This window comes from Egbenema bharatensis FJBBOT/2019, assembly GCF_048077055.1.
In the GTDB taxonomy this organism is placed as follows: Bacteria; Cyanobacteriota; Cyanobacteriia; order Elainellales; family Elainellaceae; genus Egbenema; species Egbenema bharatensis.
The window spans coordinates 388,410-412,953 of sequence record NZ_CP182236.1 but is presented as its reverse complement, the minus strand read 5'-3'; the positions used below and the strand labels follow the sequence as shown (position 1 = coordinate 412,953).

2 protein-coding genes are annotated in these 24,544 nt (G+C 49.6%); both read left to right on the top strand.

The features are described from left to right. The first annotated feature begins 404 nt into the window (after window positions 1–404). On the top strand, window positions 405–9,425 hold the full coding sequence (locus ACM1PF_RS01845) for a DUF4347 domain-containing protein (RefSeq protein WP_416671883.1): 9,021 nt from the start codon (window positions 405–407) through the stop codon (window positions 9,423–9,425). Then, entirely contained in the window at window positions 9,359–24,544 is a 15,186-nt protein-coding gene (locus tag ACM1PF_RS01840; RefSeq protein WP_416671882.1) for a hypothetical protein, read from the top strand. Before ACM1PF_RS01845 ends, ACM1PF_RS01840 begins: the two co-directional genes overlap by 67 nt.

Here is a 24,544-nt window from a genome sequence, read left to right as displayed (position 1 = left end):
TCTGTTGACTGAAATTCTTGTGGGGTGGGCATCTTGCCCGCCCAGTCAGCGAAGTAAACCGCTGCACAGGTTATTTAATTGGCAATCCTAAACACTCCTGGTGTCAGTACTCTAAAGACATATTAGCTACTTAAGTGAAATCAGTATATATACGGCAAGAATGCTCTGGCTTGGGCAAAAAACCAGTAAAAAAAGGCACGAAAATCACGTCGAGATCTCTCTTAATAGAATAACTAGAGCTATGTCTTGCGACTGAAATTTTCTAGTCTCCGATCGTGGAATGGCTGGATAGCTTAGTTTCAAGCGTAGTAAAGCTCCAATTGCTGACATTTTTGCCGATTTGTCGCAATTCCAGTGTTTCCATTCACCGATCGCGCACTTTGAATCAGGGAGAGTAAGTAGTAATGAATCCAGGAAGCGAGCATATTTCCCCAGAGTCTCAAGGTTTACAGCTTCAATCAGATGTTTTGGCAGCCTTGTTGCCTGCATCTCCTTTGACAGGTTTAACTTCCCAAAGCTCTAGCCTCCCTGTCCTGGAAATTCAGCCCCTTGCTGATCCCCTTCAGGCTCCAGTTGCTCTCCCAGAGTGGGATGATCCCTTGCATGGCTCTCTGTCCATCCTGACTTCTAATAGGGCTCCGACATCAGCAACTCAGATCGATCGGCTGCTCAGTGCTGATGGCAGTGAAATCCTGGTTGGACAATTACCTTTTAGCGATTCATTAACTAACTTCAAGTCTATTGGAACAAGCGCGATCGCTGCCAAAGAAATTTTCTTTATTGATACAGGAGTTAAAAACTATCAAAAACTCATTGCAGAAATTGACCCATTGGCGGAAATTTTCCTGTTAGATAGCAGTCAGGATGGAATTCAGCAAATTAGTCATGTTTTAAGCCAACGTCAAAACATTTCTGCGATCCATATTGTTTCCCACGGTAATCAGGTTGGATTAAGTATTGGCGCAACGGATCTGAGCAATCAGAACCTTGATTTATATGCTGCACAGATTCAAGGATGGAGATCTGCCCTCACGGCAACGGCAGATATTTTGCTCTACGGGTGTAACCTGGCAGCGAGCCAAGCAGGTAGAACCTTGATTCAAAGATTGAGTGATCTGAGTGGAGCCGATATTGCTGCATCGGATAACTTAACGGGAACGGCTGCCCTGGGTGGAGATTGGCAGCTTGAATATACCCTGGGTGCGATCGAAGCTCAGGTCTTTCAGAGCGCATATCAGGGAGTGCTGTTTTCCCTGACCATGCAACAACTTTACGATGCCTGGATGACTGATTCTCTGACGGATCTCAACTCAGTCACACTGAAGCTTGACGGTGGTTCGGTGCTCAATGGTTCTCTGACGATCGCGGCCAATGATGCTAATTCGTTGAGATTGTCTGGAACTAACCTAAATTCCTTTATCGGCACTGGGCTGGGTACCCCTGACATCAGCGACGATCGCGGTTTAAGCCTGACCAACTTAAATCTGGATCTGGTGCTCAATGCAGATTTCACCTATAGCTACACGCTGTCGGGGCAGGTCGCTTTAACTAATATTACGGGACTCACCTTATCAGCGGATGATGTCACGGTAAGTGGGACGGAAGCAGGGACGATCGTTAATTTATCCGACTTTCGGTTGGGCATTGGGGGGAATGCCCTGCTGGGGGGTGAAGCCTTAGCCTACAGTGTACAAAACGATCGGCTTTCGTTTACGGGTTCTAACCTCTATGCCTTCATTGGGTATGGCGCAGACACCAGTGACCTCAGTGATGATGTGGGGCTGGAAGTAAATTCAGTAAACTTCAGCCTTCAGTTCAACGGTGATGATGACTACAGCTATTTGTTCAGTGATGGGCAGATCGGCATTCGTGGCATTGATGGGCTAATTATTGAAGCTGAACAAGTGAATGTCACGGGCGATCAGGAGCAGGTGAGTCTGGAAACTGGCTCATTCACAGTCGGTTTAGGCAATATTGTCTGGATTGATGGCGATCGGCTCTCCTTCAATGTTCAACAAACCCAGAGCGGCAAGCAAATCGGGTTCAACCTGATGAATGCTAATCTCCTGGCAGGATACGGTACGGAGACGGAAGATTCCAGCGATGATGTCGGCATTGCCATTACGAATGCTGATTTGAATATTAATCTGAATTCCGATGCAACCTACAACTACAGTTTTAACAATGCAAATGCAGAACTCAGAGGGATTAATGGCGTTACGCTCTCTGCTGGTTCAGTCAGTGCGACAGGAGATCAAGACAATTTATCTTTAACCATTAGTGATGCAACCGTCGGCTTTAAAGATGTTATTAATGTAACGGCTACATCCCTATCGATACAGGTTGAAGATACCGGAACGAGTGCAAATCTCACCCTATCGGGTACAGGCATTTCTGCATTTGCGGGTTATGGCGCAGAAACGGAAGCTACCAACGATGATATTGGACTTGCAATTACGAATGCAAATTTTGATTTACAGATCAATGCCGATCGCAGCTATCAATACACGATTAACAATGCAGCTGTAGAGGTTCGAGGCATACCGGGGATCACGCTCCGTACCGATGCAGTTAACATTACGGGTGATGATACCGGGACTGCTTTTAATATTAATTTAGTCAATACAATTTTGAACTTAGACGATCGCTTCCGTCTGAGTGGAGAACTTTTAGAATTTACGACGATTGGTACAGGAGCCGATCGGATTGTCACGTTTAAGGGAACGGGACTTGCAGCTTTAGCAGGATATGGTCTGGACACGATCGATCCCAGTGATGATATTGGTCTGGCCATCAGTAACGCCAACTTTGTTCTGCAACTCGGTGCCGATGGAACCTATCACTACAGTCTGGACAATGCTGCGGTCGAAGTACGGGGAATTCCGGAACTGACTCTGGTGGTTGATGCTGTGAGTGCGATCGGGAATGCCAACAGCACTAGAGTAAACCTGAACAACGCGGTACTGAATATTGGTGATTTCTTAAACCTGAGTGGTGAATTTATTGAATTCCAGATTGAAACCACCGCATCGGGACAAACTTTATCATTTAATGGTTCAGGACTTTCTGGTTTTGCGGGTTATGGAGCGACTACAGCAAATCTGAGTGGTGATCTTGGCTTTGCCTTTAGCAATGCTAACCTCGTGCTACATCTGGATGCAGAGGGGTACAGCTACAGCCTCAGCAATGCCAGTATTGAAGTGCGCGGCGTTCCGGGACTGAATCTCTCTGCCCAAAATGTGCAGATTGATGGTGATCATCTGAATAATCTCATTCTCAGCACTGGCGCATTCAATCTAGCGATCGGCAGTGTGGTTGGATTGGCTGGAGATGCCTTCTCCCTCAGCCTGCAAGATGGACAACCGATCGTGATCAGTGCGAATAATGCCTCAGCATTGATTGGATATGGCGCGGCAACTGCAACCACTAGTGATGATCTGGGCTTATCGATTACAAATGCAGACTTCAGCATCACCCTGAATTCCAACCAAACCTACAACTACAGCATTACCAATGCGAATGCTTCTCTGGTCGGAATTGATGGATTAACGCTCTTTGTAAATCAGGTCAGCGCGATCGGCACTCAAGATACGATTAGTATTGCCACGGGTGCATTCCAGCTTGGACTGGATGGAGTTGGCTACATTAGCGGTACAGGGCTGGGCTTTGTTCCCTCTAACAATGAAGCCGATCCCTTGAAAATTGCAGCGACTGGCATTACTGCATTCGTCGGCTCTGGGGGTGGAACTGCGGATGAAGCAGGGATCAAACTCAGTAACGGAAATTTAGGGCTGGTTCTCTATAACGGTGCAACTCCTTCCTATGCATTGGTTGCGGATGGAGAGGGGGCGCTGGTCGGCGTGGATGATTTGCGACTGGAAGGTAGCCTAGCGGTTCGGATTAACCAGACTGGTCAGGTGATCAACGAAAGTGTTGTATTAGGGAATGGCAATACCTTTGACATCGTTTTTGAACCAGGACAGGAGGAGCAACTGCGGGTTGAGGGAACGGTTCATGCGAACGTTGCTGGGACTGTGGCTTTCGGTGGTGAATTCTCAATGGAGCTATTCCCCGAGCAAAAACCTGGTGCAACCGATCTGACCTCTGCGCTTGCCAGTACTCACTTCACACTGGCAGAACAGCAAGGCGCGATCAGTGAAGCAACCTATCAAGAACTTTTATCCCTTCTGGCAGCAGAAAAGACACGATTAGAGTCTGAAAATTCGATCGTCGGCGAAATTCAAGCCACGGTCGATGGCTTTGCCTTCAATGAAGATTTTGTTGATCTCCTGCAAGATCGTATTATCTTCCAAACGTCTCACGACTTTAAGACCGGACAAAAGATTATCTACCGAGTGGGAGCAGGAAATACGGCGATCGGTGGTTTGATTGATGGTCAGGAATACTATGTGATTGCTGTTGATCAAAAGTCAGTGCAGTTGGCAGCAACGTTGGGTGGAAGCGCGATCGATCTGACTAGTGTTGGCTCTGGAACACATCAATTGAGCCAGGTGATTGATTTTGGAGCCACAAATCAAATTCGAGTTGATACCCAACAAGAAATGATTTGGTTTGGTGTCGAACATGGATTTACGAATGGCAGCCAAGTTCGCTATGATGCTGGCTCTAATCCGGTGATCGGTGGACTGAAGCAGGGACAGGATTACCGGGTGGAAGTGATCAGTCCGACTGCGGTGAGACTGAAGGATATCGTGACGGGCGCGATCGTTGACCTGACCTCAGACAGTTTCGGTTCCCACAGTTTCCGTCCGGTTCTGATCGAATCGTCATCGGCTGGCAGCAATGGCGGCATCAATATTGTTGATGACACGATCCTGTTCTCCAGCCCGCATCATCTGCAAACGGGCGACAAAATTCAGTATTACCGTCCCTATCGCGGACAGGCGATCGGCGGAACTCTGGATGCTCTCCTGACCAAGCAGGATGTTTACCCCTACACCGTCCAAGTGATCAGCCCAACGAAAATTAAACTGCTGAAGGATGGTGCTCCTGTTGACTTAACCAGTGCAGGCAGTGGCTTCCATGTGATTACGCTGATCGAAGAGGCGAATGGCGATCGGGGTCATTTAACGTTCCACACCGCTTCTAGCATTCAGTTCGTCAACCCCACCACCGTTCGGCTGAACTATGCCCACGGCTTAACGACCGGGCAAACCGTTACCCTACAACTCGATCCAGGAGCTGCCTATCCCAAATCGCCGATCGTTGGACTGGAGGCAGTGGCTTACTCCACCCAACCCAAAGTCTACAGTGCAGCCCACGATAATATTTACTACGTTAAAGTCGCAGCCAATGGCAATCTTCAGTTCGCGCTCACCGCAGAAGATTTAGCCAATAATATTTTCGTTCAAATTCAGGCTCCCAGTGGTAAAGCCGGATCAGGTTTCCGGTTCATGCCTACCTGGGGCTTTGATTCAGTCTTGCTTCCTGGCGTGATAGAACAACTGGGCGATCCGATTACCTTTGCTGCGAAAAACAGCATTCAGGTGGATGTGATTGCCAACCGGATTCTGCTGCCTGCGCCTGTCGATCTCAAGGTCGGTGAAGTAGTGGAGTACCGTTCTGCTGGAGGAACAGCGATCGGCGGTTTGCAGGATGGCGTGTCCTACTATGTCGTGAGCAATCTGAATGGTGCAATTCAACTGGCAATGACTCCAGGGGGAAGCGCGATCGATCTGACTTCGGCAGGAGGAGTTGGAAACTACAGCTTTGTCCGGCGTGGGGCCGATTTCCTCACAGATAATGACATTGCTCAACGACGGTTAGATGCTGGTTTGGCGTTAGAGGAACGTCTGAGCCGTGATCTGGGCATTCAGGTCACTTTACAAGCAGGGAATGTAACGGAAGCTACCAGTGCTAATGGGCGAGGGGTAGCGTTCCGGGAAATCAGCGTTACCTACGACGAGCAGCAGATTGCTCAAACCAAGCTCCTGGCTGGCATTACCAATGGCTATGCCTTTATGGGCACTGGCTTTGAAACAGACGATGAAATTGGCATCAAGATCACCAATGTTGATCTCGGTTTAGTTTTGTTCAAGACGATCGTCTACTCCAAGGACATCACTGAACAGGAGCAAATGACCTATGCCCTGTTGGGTGGCGGTTCTGGCGCACTGGTTGGAGTTCCCGACTTGACCCTCAGTGGCGTTCTGGGGATTCAGGTCAATCGCACTGGAACAGTGGTTGAAGAAACCATTATCCCGCCAGGGGGTGAGATCCAGATTCAGTTCAGTGATGCATCAGATTTCACGCGAGTTACGGGAAGTGTTTCCCTCGATATTGCTGGATCGTTAGGACTCTCTGGCTCAATCAGTGTTGAGCAGACGGTCAAGCCGATGGATGGTGTCATGACCACCCAACTGCTCGTGGGCGCAACGGATGTATCTGCCTTTGTTGGTGCATCCTACGTTACTGCGGATGAGATGGGCATCAAACTCACGGATGGCAGTTTGGGTTTGCTGATGCAATGGGTAGAGGGTTCATCGCCCTCGCCAACCTATGCCCTGCAAGCTTCAGGAACGGCAGCACTGGTCGGCATTGATGGAATAACGCTCACGGGTTCAGCGGCGATCGCCATTAACCAAACGGGGGCAGTAGTTGACCAGAAGATTACAACCTCAACGGGCGAAATCAACCTATCCCTGGCGGCAGAGGAAGGGCAGCTTCGACCCAAAGTTACGGGTTCCCTCGATTTAGCGATCGAAGGTATCGTTGCCCTATCGGGAGACTTTGGCATAGAGACAACAGCGGACTCCCTGCGCCTGGGTGCGGTGAATGTGAATGCGTTCATGGGGGCAAACGGAACTGGCGTTCAGGTGAATGATGCAGTCTTGGGATTAGTCCTGTACACCGATGCAACGGGCTATGTTCTGCAAGCCTCTGGAACGGCTGAGTTGGTGGGAGTGAGCGGAGTCACCCTGAGTGGCTCGGCGGCTCTGGAAATCAATCGCACGGGTCGGGCGATCGAGGAAACGATCGTCACGTCCGGCGGTGATATTCAGATTGACTTTCAAGTAGAGAATTTTCTGCGGGTTTCAGGACAGCTTGACTTGTCCGTGGATGGATTTGCTTCGCTTTCCGGTCATTTCGGCATTCAGCAAACTGCCGATACATTGCTGATCGGGGCAACGGATGTCAATGCATTTATGGGAGCAAATCAGCAGGGGCTTCACGTCAGTGAGGCTGAACTTGGTCTGGTCATCTATACCAGCCAGGCGGGAGCTACCTACGCCCTCCAAGCGAGTGGATCTGCTGCTTTAGTGGGAATTGATGATTTGACCCTGAGGGGTGCAGTGGCTCTAGAACTGAACCGTACTGGATCTGCCGTTAATGAGGTGATTGCAACCCCAGGTGGCTCAGTTGCCATTACTTATACAGCAGATGAAGGTAACGTCAGTCGAGCGATCGGCTATCTGGATTTAGATATTGCTGGAATGGCTCAACTCTCTGGTGATTTCGGCTTTGAGCAAAACGGCAATACCTTGCGAGTTGGCGCACTCAACGTGAATGCCTTTATGGGGGCAAACGGGACGGGCGTTCAAATCAATGATGCGGCTCTGGGACTGGTCATCTACACCGATGCCAATGGCGCAACCTACGCTATGGGGGCTGCGGGGACAGTTGCCCTGGTGGGGGTGAATGGATTAACCCTGAGCGGTGATGCCACCCTGATGGTGAATCGCACTGGCGTGACGGTTTACGAAACGATCGCCACTGCTGGTGGAGATGTTCTCCTGGACTACTCCGCAGATGATTTCACGCACATCGTCGGTTCCCTGAATTTAGATGTGGCTGGATTTGCACAGCTTTCGGGTAATTTTGGTATCACCAATGAGTCCGGTAAACTCCAGGTCGGTGCAACAAACATTAACGCCTTCGTCGGGGCGAACGGCACTGGATTGCAGGTGAGTGGGGCTGAACTGGGTCTGGTGGTTTACTCCAGTGATCAAACCTACGCGCTGATGGCTTCGGGGTCGGCGGCTCTGGTGGGTGTAGACGGCATCACGTTGAGTGGATCAGCCACCCTGGAAGTGAATCGGACAGGGGGAGCCGTTGAAGAAACGATCGCCACTGCGGGACAGCCCGTTGTCATTAACTACAAACCGGAAGAAGGCAACATTACCCGCGTCACGGGCAGCCTGGAGTTAGATATTGCTGGATTCGCTCAACTCTCCGGTGACTTCGGATTTGAACAGGATGGAAATACGTTACGGATTGGCGCGGCGAATGTAGAAGCGTTCCTGGGCGCGAATGGCACAGGGTTGCAAGTTAACAACAGCAGCCTGGGAATGGTTATCTATACCGATGAGCAAACCTATGCTTTACAGGCGATCGGTTCTGCGGCACTGGTGGGCATCAATGATGTCACTCTGAATGGTGAGATTGCGCTGGAACTCAATCGGACTGGACGTGCCGTTGAAGAAATCATTGCGATCGCAGGGGGAGATCCCTTTGTCCTGAATTACAGTGCGGCAGAAGGAACCATTACCCGCGCGATGGGTAGCCTGAACATGAACATTGCCGGGTTTGCCGAACTATCCGGTCATTTTGGCTTTGAGAAAAACGGTGATGTTCTACGAGTTGGCGCAACTCAGGTTCAGACGTTTGTGGGAGCGAACGGCACGGGATTAGAAGTCAAAGACGGCAACCTGGGACTGGTATTTTACAGTGGCGATGCGGGTTCTGGCTATGCACTAACCGCTTCCGGTTCGGCAGGTTTAGTGGGCATCAATGACTTAACGCTGAATGGGAATGTGACTCTGCAACTGAACCGCACTGGACAAAGCGTCAATGAACTGATTTCAACCCCAGGGGGAACCGTTGGGATTCACTATTCTGCTGATGAAGGAACGATCGCACGGGTGATCGGCAGTCTGAACATGGATATTGCTGGCTTTGCTCAACTCTCTGGCGATTTCGGCATCGAGCAATACAACAATACCCTGCGGATTGGGGCGAACAATGTTAACGCTTTTGTTGGAGCCAATGGAACTGGGGTTCAGATCAGTGATGCAGCATTGGGATTAATCCTCTACACCGATAGCAAAACCTATGCAGTGAATGCATCTGGAACGGCTGGACTGGTGGGTATTGATAACGTTACGCTGGCGGGTAATGTGAAGCTGGAGGTGAACCGCACTGGACAGGCGATCGATGAAATTATTGCGATGCCTGGAGATGATATCCGTGTGGTGTTTGCTACAGCGGATGCAGTCACTCGGTTACAGGGGACTGCCAGCATCAATCTGGCAGATATCATTGCCCTCAGTGGAGCCTTTGCTCTCGAAAAGAGACGATTACCAGCGGTAATTCGACAACAACTCAACTGCTCCTGGGATTGTCCAGGGCAAATGCTTTTGTGGGGAGTGGCTACGGAACCAGCAGTGCGATCGGCGTACAACTGACGATCGATCAGCTTGGACTGCTCCTGGAGCAGGAGTTCAACAGCAGCACAGGGCAAACCAAACAGGGCTACGCGCTTCAAGGGAGTGGAGCGGCTGGACTAATTGGTGTTCCTGAACTCACCCTCAGCGGTGACTTGAATATTGCGATTAACCAGACCGGGCGGGCGATCGACAATCTAGAAATTGCCACGCCGAATCAAATCGTCAAAATTGACTTTGACCATGCCGCAGACATCAAAACGCTGACGGGTTCAGTCACGCTGGATATTGCCCAAGCGGTTCAAGCATCTGGAAAGTTTGGACTGGAGTTCAGTAGCTCTGAACTGCTGATTGGGATGACAGAGGTGAATGTCTTCATCGGAGCAGAGGGCGGCACAGATGCAGCACCGGGGATTCAACTCAGTAATGGTCAACTTGGTTTAGCTCTCTTCTCAGATACGAACGCCAGTACCGGAAAGGGTAGCAGCTATGCTCTGGTCGCCAGTGGAGCAGCAGAATTGGTGGGTGTGAATGGACTCAGCATGAGTGGTGAGTTAGCTGTTCGGATTAATCGGACGGGTGAGGTCGTCAACAAAATCGTCAAGGTTGGTAAAGGGGAAGACGATCGGATCGAGATTCATTTCAACGAAACTCAAACCGATCAATTCCGGGTTGAAGGAGCAGTGAAGTTTGATGCAGGCGGTAATGTGGCTTTTGGTGGGGAGTTTTCGATGGAACTCTCCACGCCTCAATGGCCGGGTGCAACAGAACAATCCACCACCCTTACCTTTAATGACCTGATTCTGACCAAGCATCAGACCCTCATTGATGAAGCACTTTATCAAGAACTCCGATCGCAATTAGCCGCTGAAAAGGATCGCCTTGCCGCTGAACAATCGACCGTAAAATCGATCAGTGCGATCGTTGATGGATTTGCCTTCAATGAAGACCGGGTAGACATTGAACGCGATCGGTTGGTGATGGATAAGCCGCATGGCTTGGTGACGGGTCAGAAGGTCATCTACGCACCAGGCGCGGGACAACAGGCGATCGGTGGGCTGGTCAGCGGACAGGAATACTATGTGATTCGGGTTGATGCCCAAACGATTCAACTGGCGTTGACTTCAGGGGGGGCAGCCGTTGATCTGACCAGTGCAGGCGCGGGAACTCATTCCCTTCAACAGGTGATTGAATTTAATGCCACGAACTCCATCCGCGTGGATGTTGAGCAAAACCTGATTCTGTTTAATCAGGCGCATGGACTCACCAACATGAGCCGCGTTCAGTACGATGCCGGACAAAACACGGCGATCGGTGGCTTGGTTCACGGCAGGCAATATCTGGTTGAAGTCGTAAATGCTACGACGGTGAAGCTGCGGGAGCTAAACGGTAGCCAGGTGGTTGATCTAACGACTGATGGTTTAGGTAGCCACAATCTGCGCCCGGTTCTGCTGATGGAAACCCAGAACCAGATCAATATTGACCTGGAACGCGATCGGATTCTATTTGGCAATCCGCATGGCTTTACCACGGGAATGATGGTGCGGTACGATGCCCAGGGTAATTCCGCAGTGGGTGGATTAACCAACGGTGGATTGTACTATGTGAGGGCGATTGATGCTAATACCATTCAACTCAGCCATACGAAGGATGGAGGGGCGATCGACCTCACGAGTGATAGCCTGGGCAATCATTCCCTCACTCCCGTCAGCCAATTTGGAGCCGAGAATCAGCTACGGATTGATATTGAGAACGATAGAATTCTCTTTGCTACGGCGCATTCCCTCACTAACGGTCAAACTGTTCGTTACGAAGCACAGGGCAATCGCGCGATCGGGGGACTGAGCGATCGTGCTCTCTATACCGTTCATGTGATTGATGCACGCACTATTCAACTGCGGCAGGGCAATACGATCGTTAATTTGACGAGTGATAGTTTGGGCGATCATGCGCTTATTCCCGTTCTAACCTTTGCCACTGAGAATGGATTCGGTAGTGTCAATATTGATAATGAAACAATTACTTTTTCCGGTAATCATTTCCTGCAAACGGGCGACAAAGTTGACTACTATCGCACTCTAGACGGTAGCCGTCCAGTCGGTGGCACGTTCGACACGCTGTACACCAATCCCGATGTGCATCCGTTCTTCGTGATTCGGGTCAGTGATACCGTCATTAAGCTGGCAAAAACTCGCCCTGATGCTCTGAGCAATAAAGCATTAGATCTAACCAGCATTGGGCAGGGATTACAAACGTTGACACTGGTGGAACGGGCAAACACCAACCGGGATCACCTCACCTTCCATGCTCCCTCTACTCTTTCCACGAGTGGCACAACAATTACCCTCAACTATGCCCACGGTTTCCAAACCGGACAGGGAATTGTTCTCCAACTGGATTCCACCGCTTCTTTGCCCAAGTCTCCGATCAGCGGTCTGAATGCAGATATTTATACGTCCCAGGCGCGAGTCTATCGTCCCACGTCAGAGAAAACTTACTACGTCAAGCGGATTTCTGATACCCGGTTCCAACTGGCTGAAACCTTAGAGGATCTGCACAATAATATTTTCGTTGATGTGGCAATGGTGGCAGGCGGGTCGAGGTATCGCTTCATGCCCACCTACCACTTCTCTCCCTCTGGCACGCTAAACGTCGATACGACCAACAACCGCATCATCATTGAAGCGGGGCACAACCTGAGTGATGGGGCACTGGTCAAATACGAAGTTCCAGCCGGACAAACGGCGATCGGTGGTTTAACAACTGGTGCGACCTATTACGTTAAGCGAGTCAGCGATACGGTAATCCAACTCAGCACAACGCCAGGTGGAGCAGCGATTAACCTGACCAGTGGTGGTACTGGAAACCATCAATTCACTCAGGTTGCAACCATATTTGCAGCCCAAAATCACCTGCAAGTAGACCTCAGCCGGGATCAGATTCTGTTCTCTTCTGCCCACAGCCTAACGGATGGTTTGCTCGTCCGTTATGACATTCAACCAGGACAGCAAGCGATCGGCGGATTAACCGCAGGGGCAACCTATGCAGTCAAGCGCATTAGCAACACGGCGATACAACTGACGGACATTCATAGTGGACTGGTGGTTGATCTGACGAGTGATGGTATCGGAATTCATCAGTTCACTCGCGTTACAGCAACGACTTTCGCCGCTCAGAATACGCTACGGATTGATATCTCCCAGGATCAAATTCAGTTTGCTTCTCCCCATCAGCTAACAGACGGAGCCACCGTTCGCTATGAACTTGATCCAGGGCAAACCGCGATCGGTGGTTTAACGATTGGACAAACCTACCAGGTGAAACGGATTAGTGATACAGCCATTCAGTTGATTGGTGCAGGGGGTGCAATTGTTGATCTAACCAGCGACGGACGGGGTAATCATCGTTTGGTACAAATCGGCTCAAATTTTGATGCCAGGAACCAGATCGCGGTTGATGCTGCAACCAATACGATCTTCCTACCCGTTGCCGTAGATCTAAAAGTCGGTGAAGCGGTGCAATACCGTACAGGAGGTTCCCAGGCGATCGGTGGCTTGCAGGATGGTCAAACCTACTATGTGGTTAGCATTAATGGCAATGCGCTCCGACTGGCGGCCTCTCCCAATGGTACAGTCGTCAATCTAACCGCAGCGGGCGGAGCTGGAAACCATCAGTTTGTCCGTACCGGAGTTGAGTTCCTGGCAAACAACGACACTGCAGAACAGCGGCAAGCAGCGGCGATCGCCCTGGCAGCCCGCTTGAGCAATGACCTGGGTGTGGAAGTTCGTCTCACGGCTGGAACGGTCTCTTCCACGAATGATCCCAATGCCGCAGCCAATGCCGTCAATGCCGGACGGAAGGTTGGTTTCCAGGCGATCACACTTACCTATGACGAGCAGCAGATTGAAGTAACGAAGCTCCTGGCAGGAATTACCAATGGCTATGCCTTCATGGGAACAGGGTTTGAAACCGATGATGAAGTGGGACTGAAGATTTCCAATGTTGACCTGGGCTTAGTCCTGTTTAAGACGATCGATTATAGTCTGCCTCTAACTGCTCAAACTGGAATGAGCTATGCCCTGTTTGGTGAGGGATCTGCTGCTCTCGTGGGCATTCCAGAGTTGACCCTGGAAGGAACATTAAAGGTTGAACTGAATCGCAGTGGAGAGAAGATTGAGGAAACTATCACAACTCCTGGTGGTGAAGTTCATGTTCTCTTTGAACAACCTGGTGATTTCACTCGCATCAGCGGTACAGCCAAGCTGCAAATTTCAGAATATGTTGCCCTTTCGGGTGCTTTAAGCTTCACGTCATTCAATAACGAAATTTCAGTCGTCGGTTCTGAGATCAAAGCCTTTGTTGGCATGGGACTGAATCCGATCGACATGACGGGCGATCTGGGGCTAAGTCTCAACAACGGTAGCTTTGGTTTCACCCTGGCAGCGGATCAGTCTTACGCATACAGCATTAGTGGAGATGTAGCGATCTTTGGCGTTGAGTTCCTACAACTGTCTGGTACGGCTGTAGCCACAGGTGATAGCAGCGGCAATATCAGTGCTGCGCTGAACGATCTCAACTTTTTGCTGGGTGACAATGCCAACCTCAAGGGGGATTTCACCTTCGGCTTTGATGGTTCAACTCGAGTGGTGGAACTGGGTGGCGATGCCATCACTGCCTTTGTGGGAATTGGAGCTGCAACCGCTGATCCCAACGATGATGTGGGCTTACTCCTCAGTGACGCTGCGTTCAACCTGACTTTGAATCCCGACGATACCTATCAATATGGAATTAGCGGCACTGTTTCCATGGTCAAAATCGATCTGTTTGATCTGTCGGGTAGAGCCGAGGTTACGGGTGATCAGGATAATGTTAGCGTTCAGTTAAGTAATCTCAACATACTCATTTCAAATTACGTCCGGTTGAGTGGCAATTTCAACTTCGGAATTTCTACGGAGAATGGAACGCAAATTATTGATTTGGGTGCGTCCGATGCGTCTGCCTTCTTTGGCGCGGGAGCCAATACGATCGATGATGAGGAAGATGACGTAGGTTTCGGTCTGAAGAATATTGCAGGCAATCTGCAAATTCGCAAACCCCAAGATGGACAACAGTTCATCGCCTATTCCATTGCTGGGGATATTGCCCTGGAAGGGATCGATGCTCTGACGATGGGCGGAAGGGCCAGTGCCCAATACAATCAGGCGGCATTTGATATTACCCTTGGCGAGCAGACTCTCAAAGCAGGCATCAATCAAGTTGAAGGAAAGGGCATTAATCTAGGCATTTCTGGACTACCTGGACTCAGTACCAGCATTGGTGGGGACGTACTCTTCCAAATTCGTGAAACGGATGGTGCGATTTTAGCGGCTATCACCAATGGCTTTGCTACGGTGAGCATCGACGGTGCAACCATTCAGGGGTCTGGAGAAGGTGAAGCTCCACAAACGGGTTTGCTCACCGGACAACTGACCAACGGTACGATCGGCTTTATTTTGCTGGCAGATGGACAGTACGCCCTGACAGGATCGAGCACAGCTAGCATGAAGCTGGGTGATTCAGTGTTGGTGGGTGGCGATCTGGGGATCAGTGTCGTCAACGTTGATGAAGGCAAGATCAATGCAGCGAACCCCTTCAGCATTAATGAGGCGATCGTCGTTGGCAACCAAACCATCAGCCTGCAATTCACAGAGATCACCAAGGATCTGTTTGAATTTACGACAGATAACCTATTCATTGATCTAATCCTGACTGAAGACATTAAGAACGCACTCCGCAGTGCCGCCGGAATGCTGGATGGAGTCAAGCAAAAACTTGTCCCAGGAGTCAAAGATGGCGAAGTTATTGGCGGTGATGAAACGCTTCTTACTTTCCCGATTCCGATCGCCAACATCACGTTAGATGAAATGCTGGGAATTAGTTCTTATCTATCTCTGGGTGCTTCAATCAATAAATATCTGGACGCTCCCACCTTGAGCCAGCAAACGCTGATGGGATTAATGGGACATCTCAAAGAGGACTGGTTGTCAACATTACCGATCTATGAAGGGCTAAATTTTGCTTACAACAAAGATCTCAAAACCCTAACTCTCAAATACAACTCAAATACAACCTACACTACCAATCTAGATATCGCACTGGGGACGGCCACTCAAAACTTTGGACTGGAACTCTCTGGTGATGCGACCCTAGAATTGAGCGTTGAAACTGGAATTAACTTTGAGCTTGCTTTCGGCTGGGGAAATGGGTTTACCAGTGATTTTACATTGAACAAGTTAGACTTCAATGCCTCTGCCAGTGCAAAGGATCTGGTTTTGGATGCCTATTTTGGTCCTTTAGAAGCCAGTATTGGTTCCTATGATGCGGATCGAGAAAAAGGTAAAATCACCCTGGCATTGGGTGGTAGCCTCACCTATACCGATCACGATAACAACCCAGCTACTGATAAAAAGTTCGACTTTAATATCGTAAATGGTGGCACGATTACTGCTGAACTGCCTTTCTATGCAACGCTTGCTGGCGTGGACTTTGCGGCAAATGCAACGCCTAAGATCTTCCTGAACGGTTCAGTCTTTAAGACAGACCCTAATACTCAAAAGCTTGTCCCAGGCGATTTCACCTTTTCCCACGAAAACTTTGATAAGCTGCTCAACTTCCGCAATTTCAGTATTGTTGACTTTCTGTTGACCTTCAAAAACATTGTGAAATGGGCAGAGGAATATCGGGATACCGATATCATGAAAGCTGCAATTCCATTCGTAGATATCTCTTTAGGTGATGCACTTGATTTCGCTTCGGCAATCAATGACAGTGTGCTCTCCAAAATTGATTTCTACAAACCGCAGATTGACCTAGCAAGGGGATCGGGTGCGACGTTAAGTAGCACGATCGTCAATAACAAAACGGTTCAGTATCTGACGCACAGCGGAGTTACCTTCGATCAAGCCTGGGTTGGAAAATTTGTCACCCTTGAGGGTGTGGGTATCTATCGGATTGCGGCCGTCAACGGTTCTACCCTAACCGTGGTTGAGACAGTGGATGATCAAGGGTTACTGCTTCAGACCGTAGCAAAGCCCGATTTCAGCAAACTGAATTATGTAATTCACGAAAAGCGGCAGTTAATTCGCTCCTATCAGGAGTTGATTCTCGCCATCAACAAATCTGATATTCTGCCGTTTAGTATCCCGATCGAGTACGACCCAGTTGAGAACACGTTCAGGATTCCGATCGCATTTAAGCAAGATCTGACTGCATTTGATGTCGGTCTAGACTTTGGTTTGAATTTGGGCGACTTATCCCTGTCGAGTCAATCGAGAGCCAACCTGAGTGCCAGTGTCAGTGGACGGATTGATCTGGTCATTGATTTTGATGAGATCAAATACGATCAGAACGGCAACCCATTGAAATATGAGGGTAAGACGGTTACAGGGATTGGTATATTCCTAGACAACGTTGGGCTAAAGGGTGAAGTCAACTTCGATGTCACTGATCTCGAAGTATCGGCGAAGCTAGGCTTCCTTGGCTTGAAGGCGGGTGGCGAAAACACGGGTTCGGCGGTTCATCTGGGAGCTTCGGTTGCGACGGGTTTCGCCGGGCCGCAAAAGCTGAATAATCTACTCAATGGCAGTTCCCTGGACTCCTTCTATCTCAACTTCACGGGAGATGCCTATGCTCGTTTGAAAGGACTGAAGGTAGATGCTGGGTTTGGCGGTATTACCATTTCTCCGGATGTGGAATTGGGTATTTACCTGCCTGATCTGCGGGAGCGAGCAGGGTTACAAACCGTTTTTCAACCCGTTGGCACACCGTTCAATCTTCAGACTGCAAATGTAACTCAAAAAGGCGTAATCGTTGTTCTGCCTGATATTGCTGACCTGTTGAGTCTGAAGAACCTTAGCTTTGCTGACATTCTTCGGGGTATCCGTGCTGGTATTGAGTTCCTAAATGATTCCTTATCCAGCGAACCGTTTTACACGACGGCGATTCCGGTGATCGCTCGCTCCCTGAAGGAAACCTTCACCTTCCTGGATGATCTGACTGCGATGGTGCAAAAGGTCGCAGATAATCCGGCAGGTGTATTGCAGGAAGTGGAATCGATGTTTGAGTCGCTGTTGAGCATTGTAGATGACAACACGAAGGCTCCCCTCGATCAGAAGTTCGCGATTTACCTGGAGGGTGGAGCTTTAAACATTCACTGGGGATGGGAAGCCTTCTTCTCTGAGAAGTTCGGTTTTGCCCTCGATCTCGGTTCTCTCAAGGAGATTTCCGGCAATGCTGGAGCGGCTGCCCTGGATGCAATCAACTCATTTGTGGACATCAGTAGCAAAGCCAATGTGCTACTGGAAGCAACGGCCAAGCTGAACTTTGATATTGGGATTAGTCTTGACAGTTTACGGCAGGGTAAGGCTGAAATTTTCCTGCTTGACTACGATGCCACAACGGGCAAAGGAACCCACGCTAAAGTTGGCGTTCGCATGGAAAGCTCTGATCTGGACATGGCCTTCAAGGTTGGACCGATTAATGCCGGAACCAAAGGTGGCTCGATCGTCCTGGACGAAGATGGCGATATCTCAACGAAGGATTTTGCTGGACTGCTGATTGCGATCGACCAGAAAGGAGGAACCCGTGTTGATGATGGACGCTTTTACATCGGTGATGAGAAATTCAGCGACAACATCGATATCAAGCTAACGGGTGGTTTTAACATTAACCTGCCGCTTTACATAGACGTAATGGGATTCCGCAAAGAACTGAGTACCCCCCTCAGCGTCAAAACCAATCCAGTCTATGGCGATCAGGGCTTGATGCAGCTATTCAAGCACTTAGCAGATTCCCCCACCAAAGGATCTGCTGATCCCATCCTGATGACGTTCCCCGATATTCGAGGTGAGTTCGCGCTGTTGGGTGGTAATTTCTCCGTACTAGCGATTCTCAACGATCCGTCGATCATTCTGGATGGAATTGATACCGCCCTCGGAGTCCTGGAATACACAATGGACTCGAACCTGGCTCAGAGTGTACCCCTGATTGGGGACAAGCTGGCTCGTGGTGCAGACTTCCTGCGGGATATTCGCCTGGGTGTGTTAGCAGATCTGCGGGAAAAACTGAGCGGCAAAGGCAAGGCGATCGAAATTATTCAGCAAACGTTGTGGGATGTGTTAGGTCCCAACAAGCTGAATCTGATTCTGGACATCAACAAGGATGGCAAGATCACGATCGATGATGTGCAGGTCGGCTGGTATGACATCAAAGGCAACTTGCTGGAGCTGTGGAAAGTTGGCAGCGATTTACCAACTGGCGTGGATGCAGTCCAGTTTGATATGAGATTGGGTGGTACGATCCTGGGGGCTGGATTGGATTTACCCCTAGACTTCAGCCTGCCTGGATTTAGCCTGCAAGTCGATGGCGGTTTTAGTCTGCTATTGGATTGGAGCTTTGACTTTGGCTTTGGCATTAGCGTCAGCGATATTTTCTACCTCAGCACCAATAAAGATCCGAAGGACAATGAACTGCAACTCAATATCAGCGCATTCCTGGACGGTAACACCAAAACCATTAGCAGCCCTCAGAATGCAGAAGTATTTTCTGCACAGGGACAGTTGCTCTTCTTCAAAGCGGATTTGATCGATAAACGTCCCAATGGCAGAGCCAGCGGCGTGTATGGTGAACTCGGTCTTAATATTGTTGGAGATGCAAGAGGACGCTTGACCTTTAACCGCGTGCTGTCTACTCCTCTAAGCAAACTGTTCCAGGTCGATTTCGGTGTCACAGCAGACTTAAGTTTGGGAACCACCCTGAGCCTGGCTGGTGCACAAGGGCTACCTCGCCTGAGAGGAGATCTGGAAGTCCACTGGGATTGGAAAGTGGGACAGAAATTTACCTCTCCCGGTGTCAATATTCGCAACCTGGAAGTCGATCTCAGCGATTATGTGACAAACTTCCTCAAGCCGATCGCAAGTACGCTGAAAGGCATTCTGGAACCGCTCATGCCGATCGTTGACCTGTTTGACACAGAAATTAAAGGGCTAAGAGCGTTAATGGATGACCCAACCCTCAAAGGACTGCTCAACCTGATTCTGGTGATCAAGGGCGGAAAAACGATCGACTGGTCTTTCCTGACAGAGGCAAAACAAATCTACGATTTGACTGAAGCACTTGCAAGTCTTAATCCGGGGGATTGGTTGCCGCTTGGAGACATCATGGGACTGGGAACTAGCAAACCCACCAGTCAGCAAAGTACTCAATTAGCTCCAGCCGGATTTGCCCAGCTTGAATCAGTGCTGAAACAAAATACTCGTCAAGAAAAGACTACAAGCGGCACATCTAAAACACCACGTTCTGGCTTCCAGGTATTGCCTTACCTCAAAGATGTTTCCAATTGGATGAAGATTCTTAGCGGTGGTGATGCAACGTTATTTACCTACGAGTTACCGCTACTAGAATTCCAACACGAACTTAGAGTCCTGTTGTTTACCTACGGTATTCCCAAAATTGCCTCGATCGACATCAACGCCATCTTGCGCTTATCTGCGATGGCCGATCTGGGCTTTGGTTATGACACCTACGGTATCCGCAAGGCGATCGACACTGGCAATCCCCTCTATTCTTTAGATGGCTTCTTCATCATGGATTGGGACATGAAGGGCAATGAGAAGCCAGAGTTCCGGTTCAAAGGATCGATCGGGCTGCAAGGATCGCTCAACGCACTTATTGCTGAGATTGGCGCAGAAGGTCTAATTAGCTTGAACATTGACGTTGACTTACAAGATATTGAAAAGTCAACACTGATCAAGGATGCAAACGGGTATGTGATCGGGCAAACCTGGCAGGGTGATGGCAAGATCCGAGGGTCTGAAATCCTAACGATGGTATCGTATAACCCCACTGCGTCTAATCTTTATGGCTTCGGCAACCTGTTCAACATTGACGGCAGCATCAATTTTGAGTTGAATCTGTTTGGTCATGCCTTTGGAGCTGGGTTCAGCAAGAATCTTCTCGATGTCAAGCTATACGACTTCCAATACAAGGCACCCAAAGTGCAGCCGACTCTGGGAGAAGTCATTGATGGGGTGCTTTACCTGAATAGCGGACATCGATCGACCCTGCGCAAATATGGAGATTTAACGGATGGTGGCGAAGCTTTCTACCTCTATACCGACAAAGCCACGGGTAAGGTAGGTGTGGAATATGACGGCTTCTACCAGCTATTCGGTGGAGTCACAAAGGTCGTTGCCCATGGCGGCAAAGGGGATGACACCTTCGATGCTTCCAGGCTGGACAATATTTTCGTTGAGTTTCATGGTGGAGACGGAAACGACATACTGATTACGGGTAGCGGTGGTGGACTCCTGTATGGCGGAGCGGGTAATGATGTCCTCGATGCCTCCCGCAGTACGCGATCGGTGACGTTGTGGGGAGAAGACGGAGATGATACCCTGAAGGGCGGTAGCGGCAATGACAAACTGTATGGCGGTAAAGGAAATGACCACCTCAGTGGTGGTGCTGGTAATGACACGCTCGACGGTGGTGAAGGGGCAGACACATTAAACGGTAATTCTGGAGATAATGTCTTTGTTCTAGATAAGGACTTTGGCCGGAATCGCTGGGAGAGCGGTAGTGGCAGCAGTGTGTATGATTTTTCGACCCTTGAAACCGATCTGGAAATCAACATCAGTCCGCTTGGCATTATCGTCAAACAGATGGGTTCTGATAATGAACTGAAAGTGTCTGGAACGGCTTCTGTCACGGCTTTGTCCCATCTCAAGCTAGGGGATGGAGACAACCGCATTTCCATCAGCCGTCGTAGTGTGACTCAAGAACTGACGATCGAGGGTGGAAAAGGCCACAACATCTTACTGATCGATGATGTAGGAACTGAAATTGGAGAGCTAGACGGCACGACTATTCTGGGATTAGGAATGGGCGGTACGATCCGGTACTTCAATATTGCTGATCTGAATATTCAGCTTGGCTCTGGCAATGACAGGTTTACCCTGCTTAATACCCATGTTGGGGTTACAACCCTGAACACCGGCGAGGGCAGCGATGAAGTGCGGGTGAAAACCACATCTGGAACCACCTACATCAACACAGAAGCTGACAACGATATCGTCACGATCGAACATACAGGAGTCGGCACCCGTACCTATGTTAATGCCGGCGATGCGAACAACCTGGTACTGGTTCAGGCGATCGGTGGTGCAACCCGGATTAACTTTGGTGAAGGCGATAATGTCATCGAGGTTGGGAATCCCGATAGGATGCTGGCGGGAATTCAGGATCGCCTTATGATTCGGGGAGGATTTGGTACAGATATCCTCAACGTTTTTGACACGGGCAACACAGATAATGCGGTTGGTTTCCTGACCAATTCCCAACTGACTGGACTGGGCATGAAGGGCTTAATCGAATACGCTTCGATCGAGTTTCTTGCCGTGAACCTGGGCTCAGGGGATGATGCCTTTACCATCAGCAGCACTCACCGGGCGCAAACCCACGTCAACATGGGAATTGGCAATGACACGGCACATATCCAGTCGATCGCAGGGAATACAACGGTGAGAGCAGGTTCTGGGCAGGATATTGTCAATGTCCACAGCATCAACAATACGCTCAACACGATCGCCGCTCGCCTGACCCTCCAGGGCGGTTCTGGTGATGACATTCTCAACATTGTGAATACGGGCGATAAGACCGATCGGACGGGCACCCTCACGAGTAGCCAATTGGCTGGACTAGGGATGACCGGACAGATCGACTATGGAACGTTTGAATTCCTCAACCTCAGGCTGGGTTCTGGCAGTGATCAACTGAAGATCCTCGGTACTCACACTGCCCTGACCCACATCGATATGGGTGATGGAAATGATCTAGCATTGGTTGAAAGAATTCACGGTGAAACGACAATTCGTATGGGATCAGGCGATGATGTCGTTAATGTGGGAACTCCAGATGGACTGTTAAACTTCATTCTCGCCAACCTGATTTTAGTAGGAGGTCGAGGCAACAACTTGCTGAACCTCAACGACTCAGGTGATCAAAAAGACAATGTAGGAGCCATCTCCAACGATCGCATTGCTGGTTTTGATATGCGAGGGACGATTAACTATGGTGCATTTAGCACAGTAGATGTGCAGCTTGGCACTGGCCACAATGAGGTCACGATTCTTAATACCCATGCAGGGACAACGCGGATCAATACATCGACTGGGGATGACGTGGTGCGCGTGGAAGGAATTTCCGGTGAAACCATTCTCAAAACCGGGGCAGGGGATGATGTGATTCGCGTTGGCAGTGCAAACGGTTTGTTGAACGCGATCAAAGATAAGTTGGTGGTTACAGGCGGCTCCGGAAACAATATGTTGATTGTGGATAACTCTGGAGAAACCCGTAACAGTGAAGGGAAGTTGATTGCGAATCAACTGACTGGATTGGGAATGGTTCATGGGATCGAGTTTGGTGAAATTGACACTATCACCATTGATTTAGGAACTGGAAATGACACCTTTGTGATTCATTCCAGCAACCCTGAGCAGACAATTTTGAACACTGGAGAAGGAAACGATCGCGTTGTGGTTGAAGCCATTAAGGGAGCAACAACCATCAAAGGTGGAGAGGGAGACAATATCTTTGAGGTGCGTAATGCTGAACGTCGCTTATCTGATATTGAGGCATCCCTGGCCATTAAAGGCGGTTCTGGTTCCAACATGCTGCTGTTGGATAACTCTGGGCAAACGGCCGATATGCACGGTTTCCTCACCCATAACTTTGTTGCAGGCTTGGGAATGGCCTTTGCGATTGAATACGATCGGATTGATATCCTGAACATTCAACTTGGTTCTGGAAACGATCGCTTCCAGATCAGCAGCACCCACGCCGGGGAACTTCAACTCAACACTGGGGAAGGAAACAATGTGGTTGAAATCGATTCGATCCTGGGCACAACAACTGTCAAACTGGGTCATGGCAACAACCAGGTTGAAGTCGGTGGGTCGAAGCAACAGCTTGACGGTATTCGTGGCGCACTCTTAATTCAGGGTGGTCAGGGAACCGACGTGGTGCATTTGAATGCTTCAGCAAGTATCACCAACGGTACTGGAACCCTCACCCAGCAATTCGTAGCGGGGCTGGGAATGACCGGATCTGTCACCTACGGCAACATTACTCAGATTGGTGTCACCCTGGGTTCTGGCAATAACACCTTTACCGTGGAAAGCACGCACCAGTCCCAAACCCTGATCAATACCGCCAATGGCAACAACGCCATCAACGTTCGATCGGTTTCTGGTGAAACTAACGTAAAAGTAGGCAACGGTGACAACATTGTGCGGGTAGGGAACGAAGCTGATACGCTAAACGGCATTCAGGGACAACTGAACGTGCGGGGCGGATTCGGTCACAACATTCTGGAGTTGGTCAACACTGGAAATCACACGAACCAGGTTGGAACGATGACGAACAGTGCGATCGCCGGGTTGGGCATGACCGGACAAATTGGCTTCAACTTCTTTGACATGGTAAATATCCAACTGGGTGCGGGGAACGACTCTTTCCATATCCTGGATACCCATCAGGGACAAACCACTGTGGACACTGGCGCAGGTAACGATGCAGTTTACGTTGCGGCAATCTCCGGCACAACCACCCTGAAGCTGGGATATGGTGATGATGTAGTCACGGTCGGCAATGCCGGTCAAACAGTGAACGATATTGCTGCCCCTCTCTTGATTCAAGGAGGAATGGGCCATGATTTGCTCTTCGTGAATGATTCGGGAGATTCAAAGGACAATGAGGGACGTTTGACCGCTTCTCACATCTCAGGTTTAGGCATGTCTGACGCGATCGACTACAACTCGATCGAAATCATCAATATCCTATTAGGTTCAGGCGACGATCGGTTCACCATTGCCGGAACTTCCAGGGGGCAGACCCACCTGAATACTGGGAATGGAGATGATGTCATTCGTGTAGAGGCGGTGAACAGCGAAACGATCGTTCGACCTGGAGATGGGAATAACCTGATTCAAATCAGCGATGCCTATCAATCGTTCGATGCCATTCTGGAGTCATTAATGATTCGGAGCGGTACAGGGTACGATGTGATCAGCTTAATTGCGTCAGATGATGACTGGTGGGACGACTAG

Bases quoted from the DNA above. Each gene is read 5' to 3' on its own strand.
- ACM1PF_RS01845 (WP_416671883.1), top strand. From the start codon at position 405: ATGAATCCAGGAAGCGAGCATATTTCCCCAGAGTCTCAAGGTTTACAG.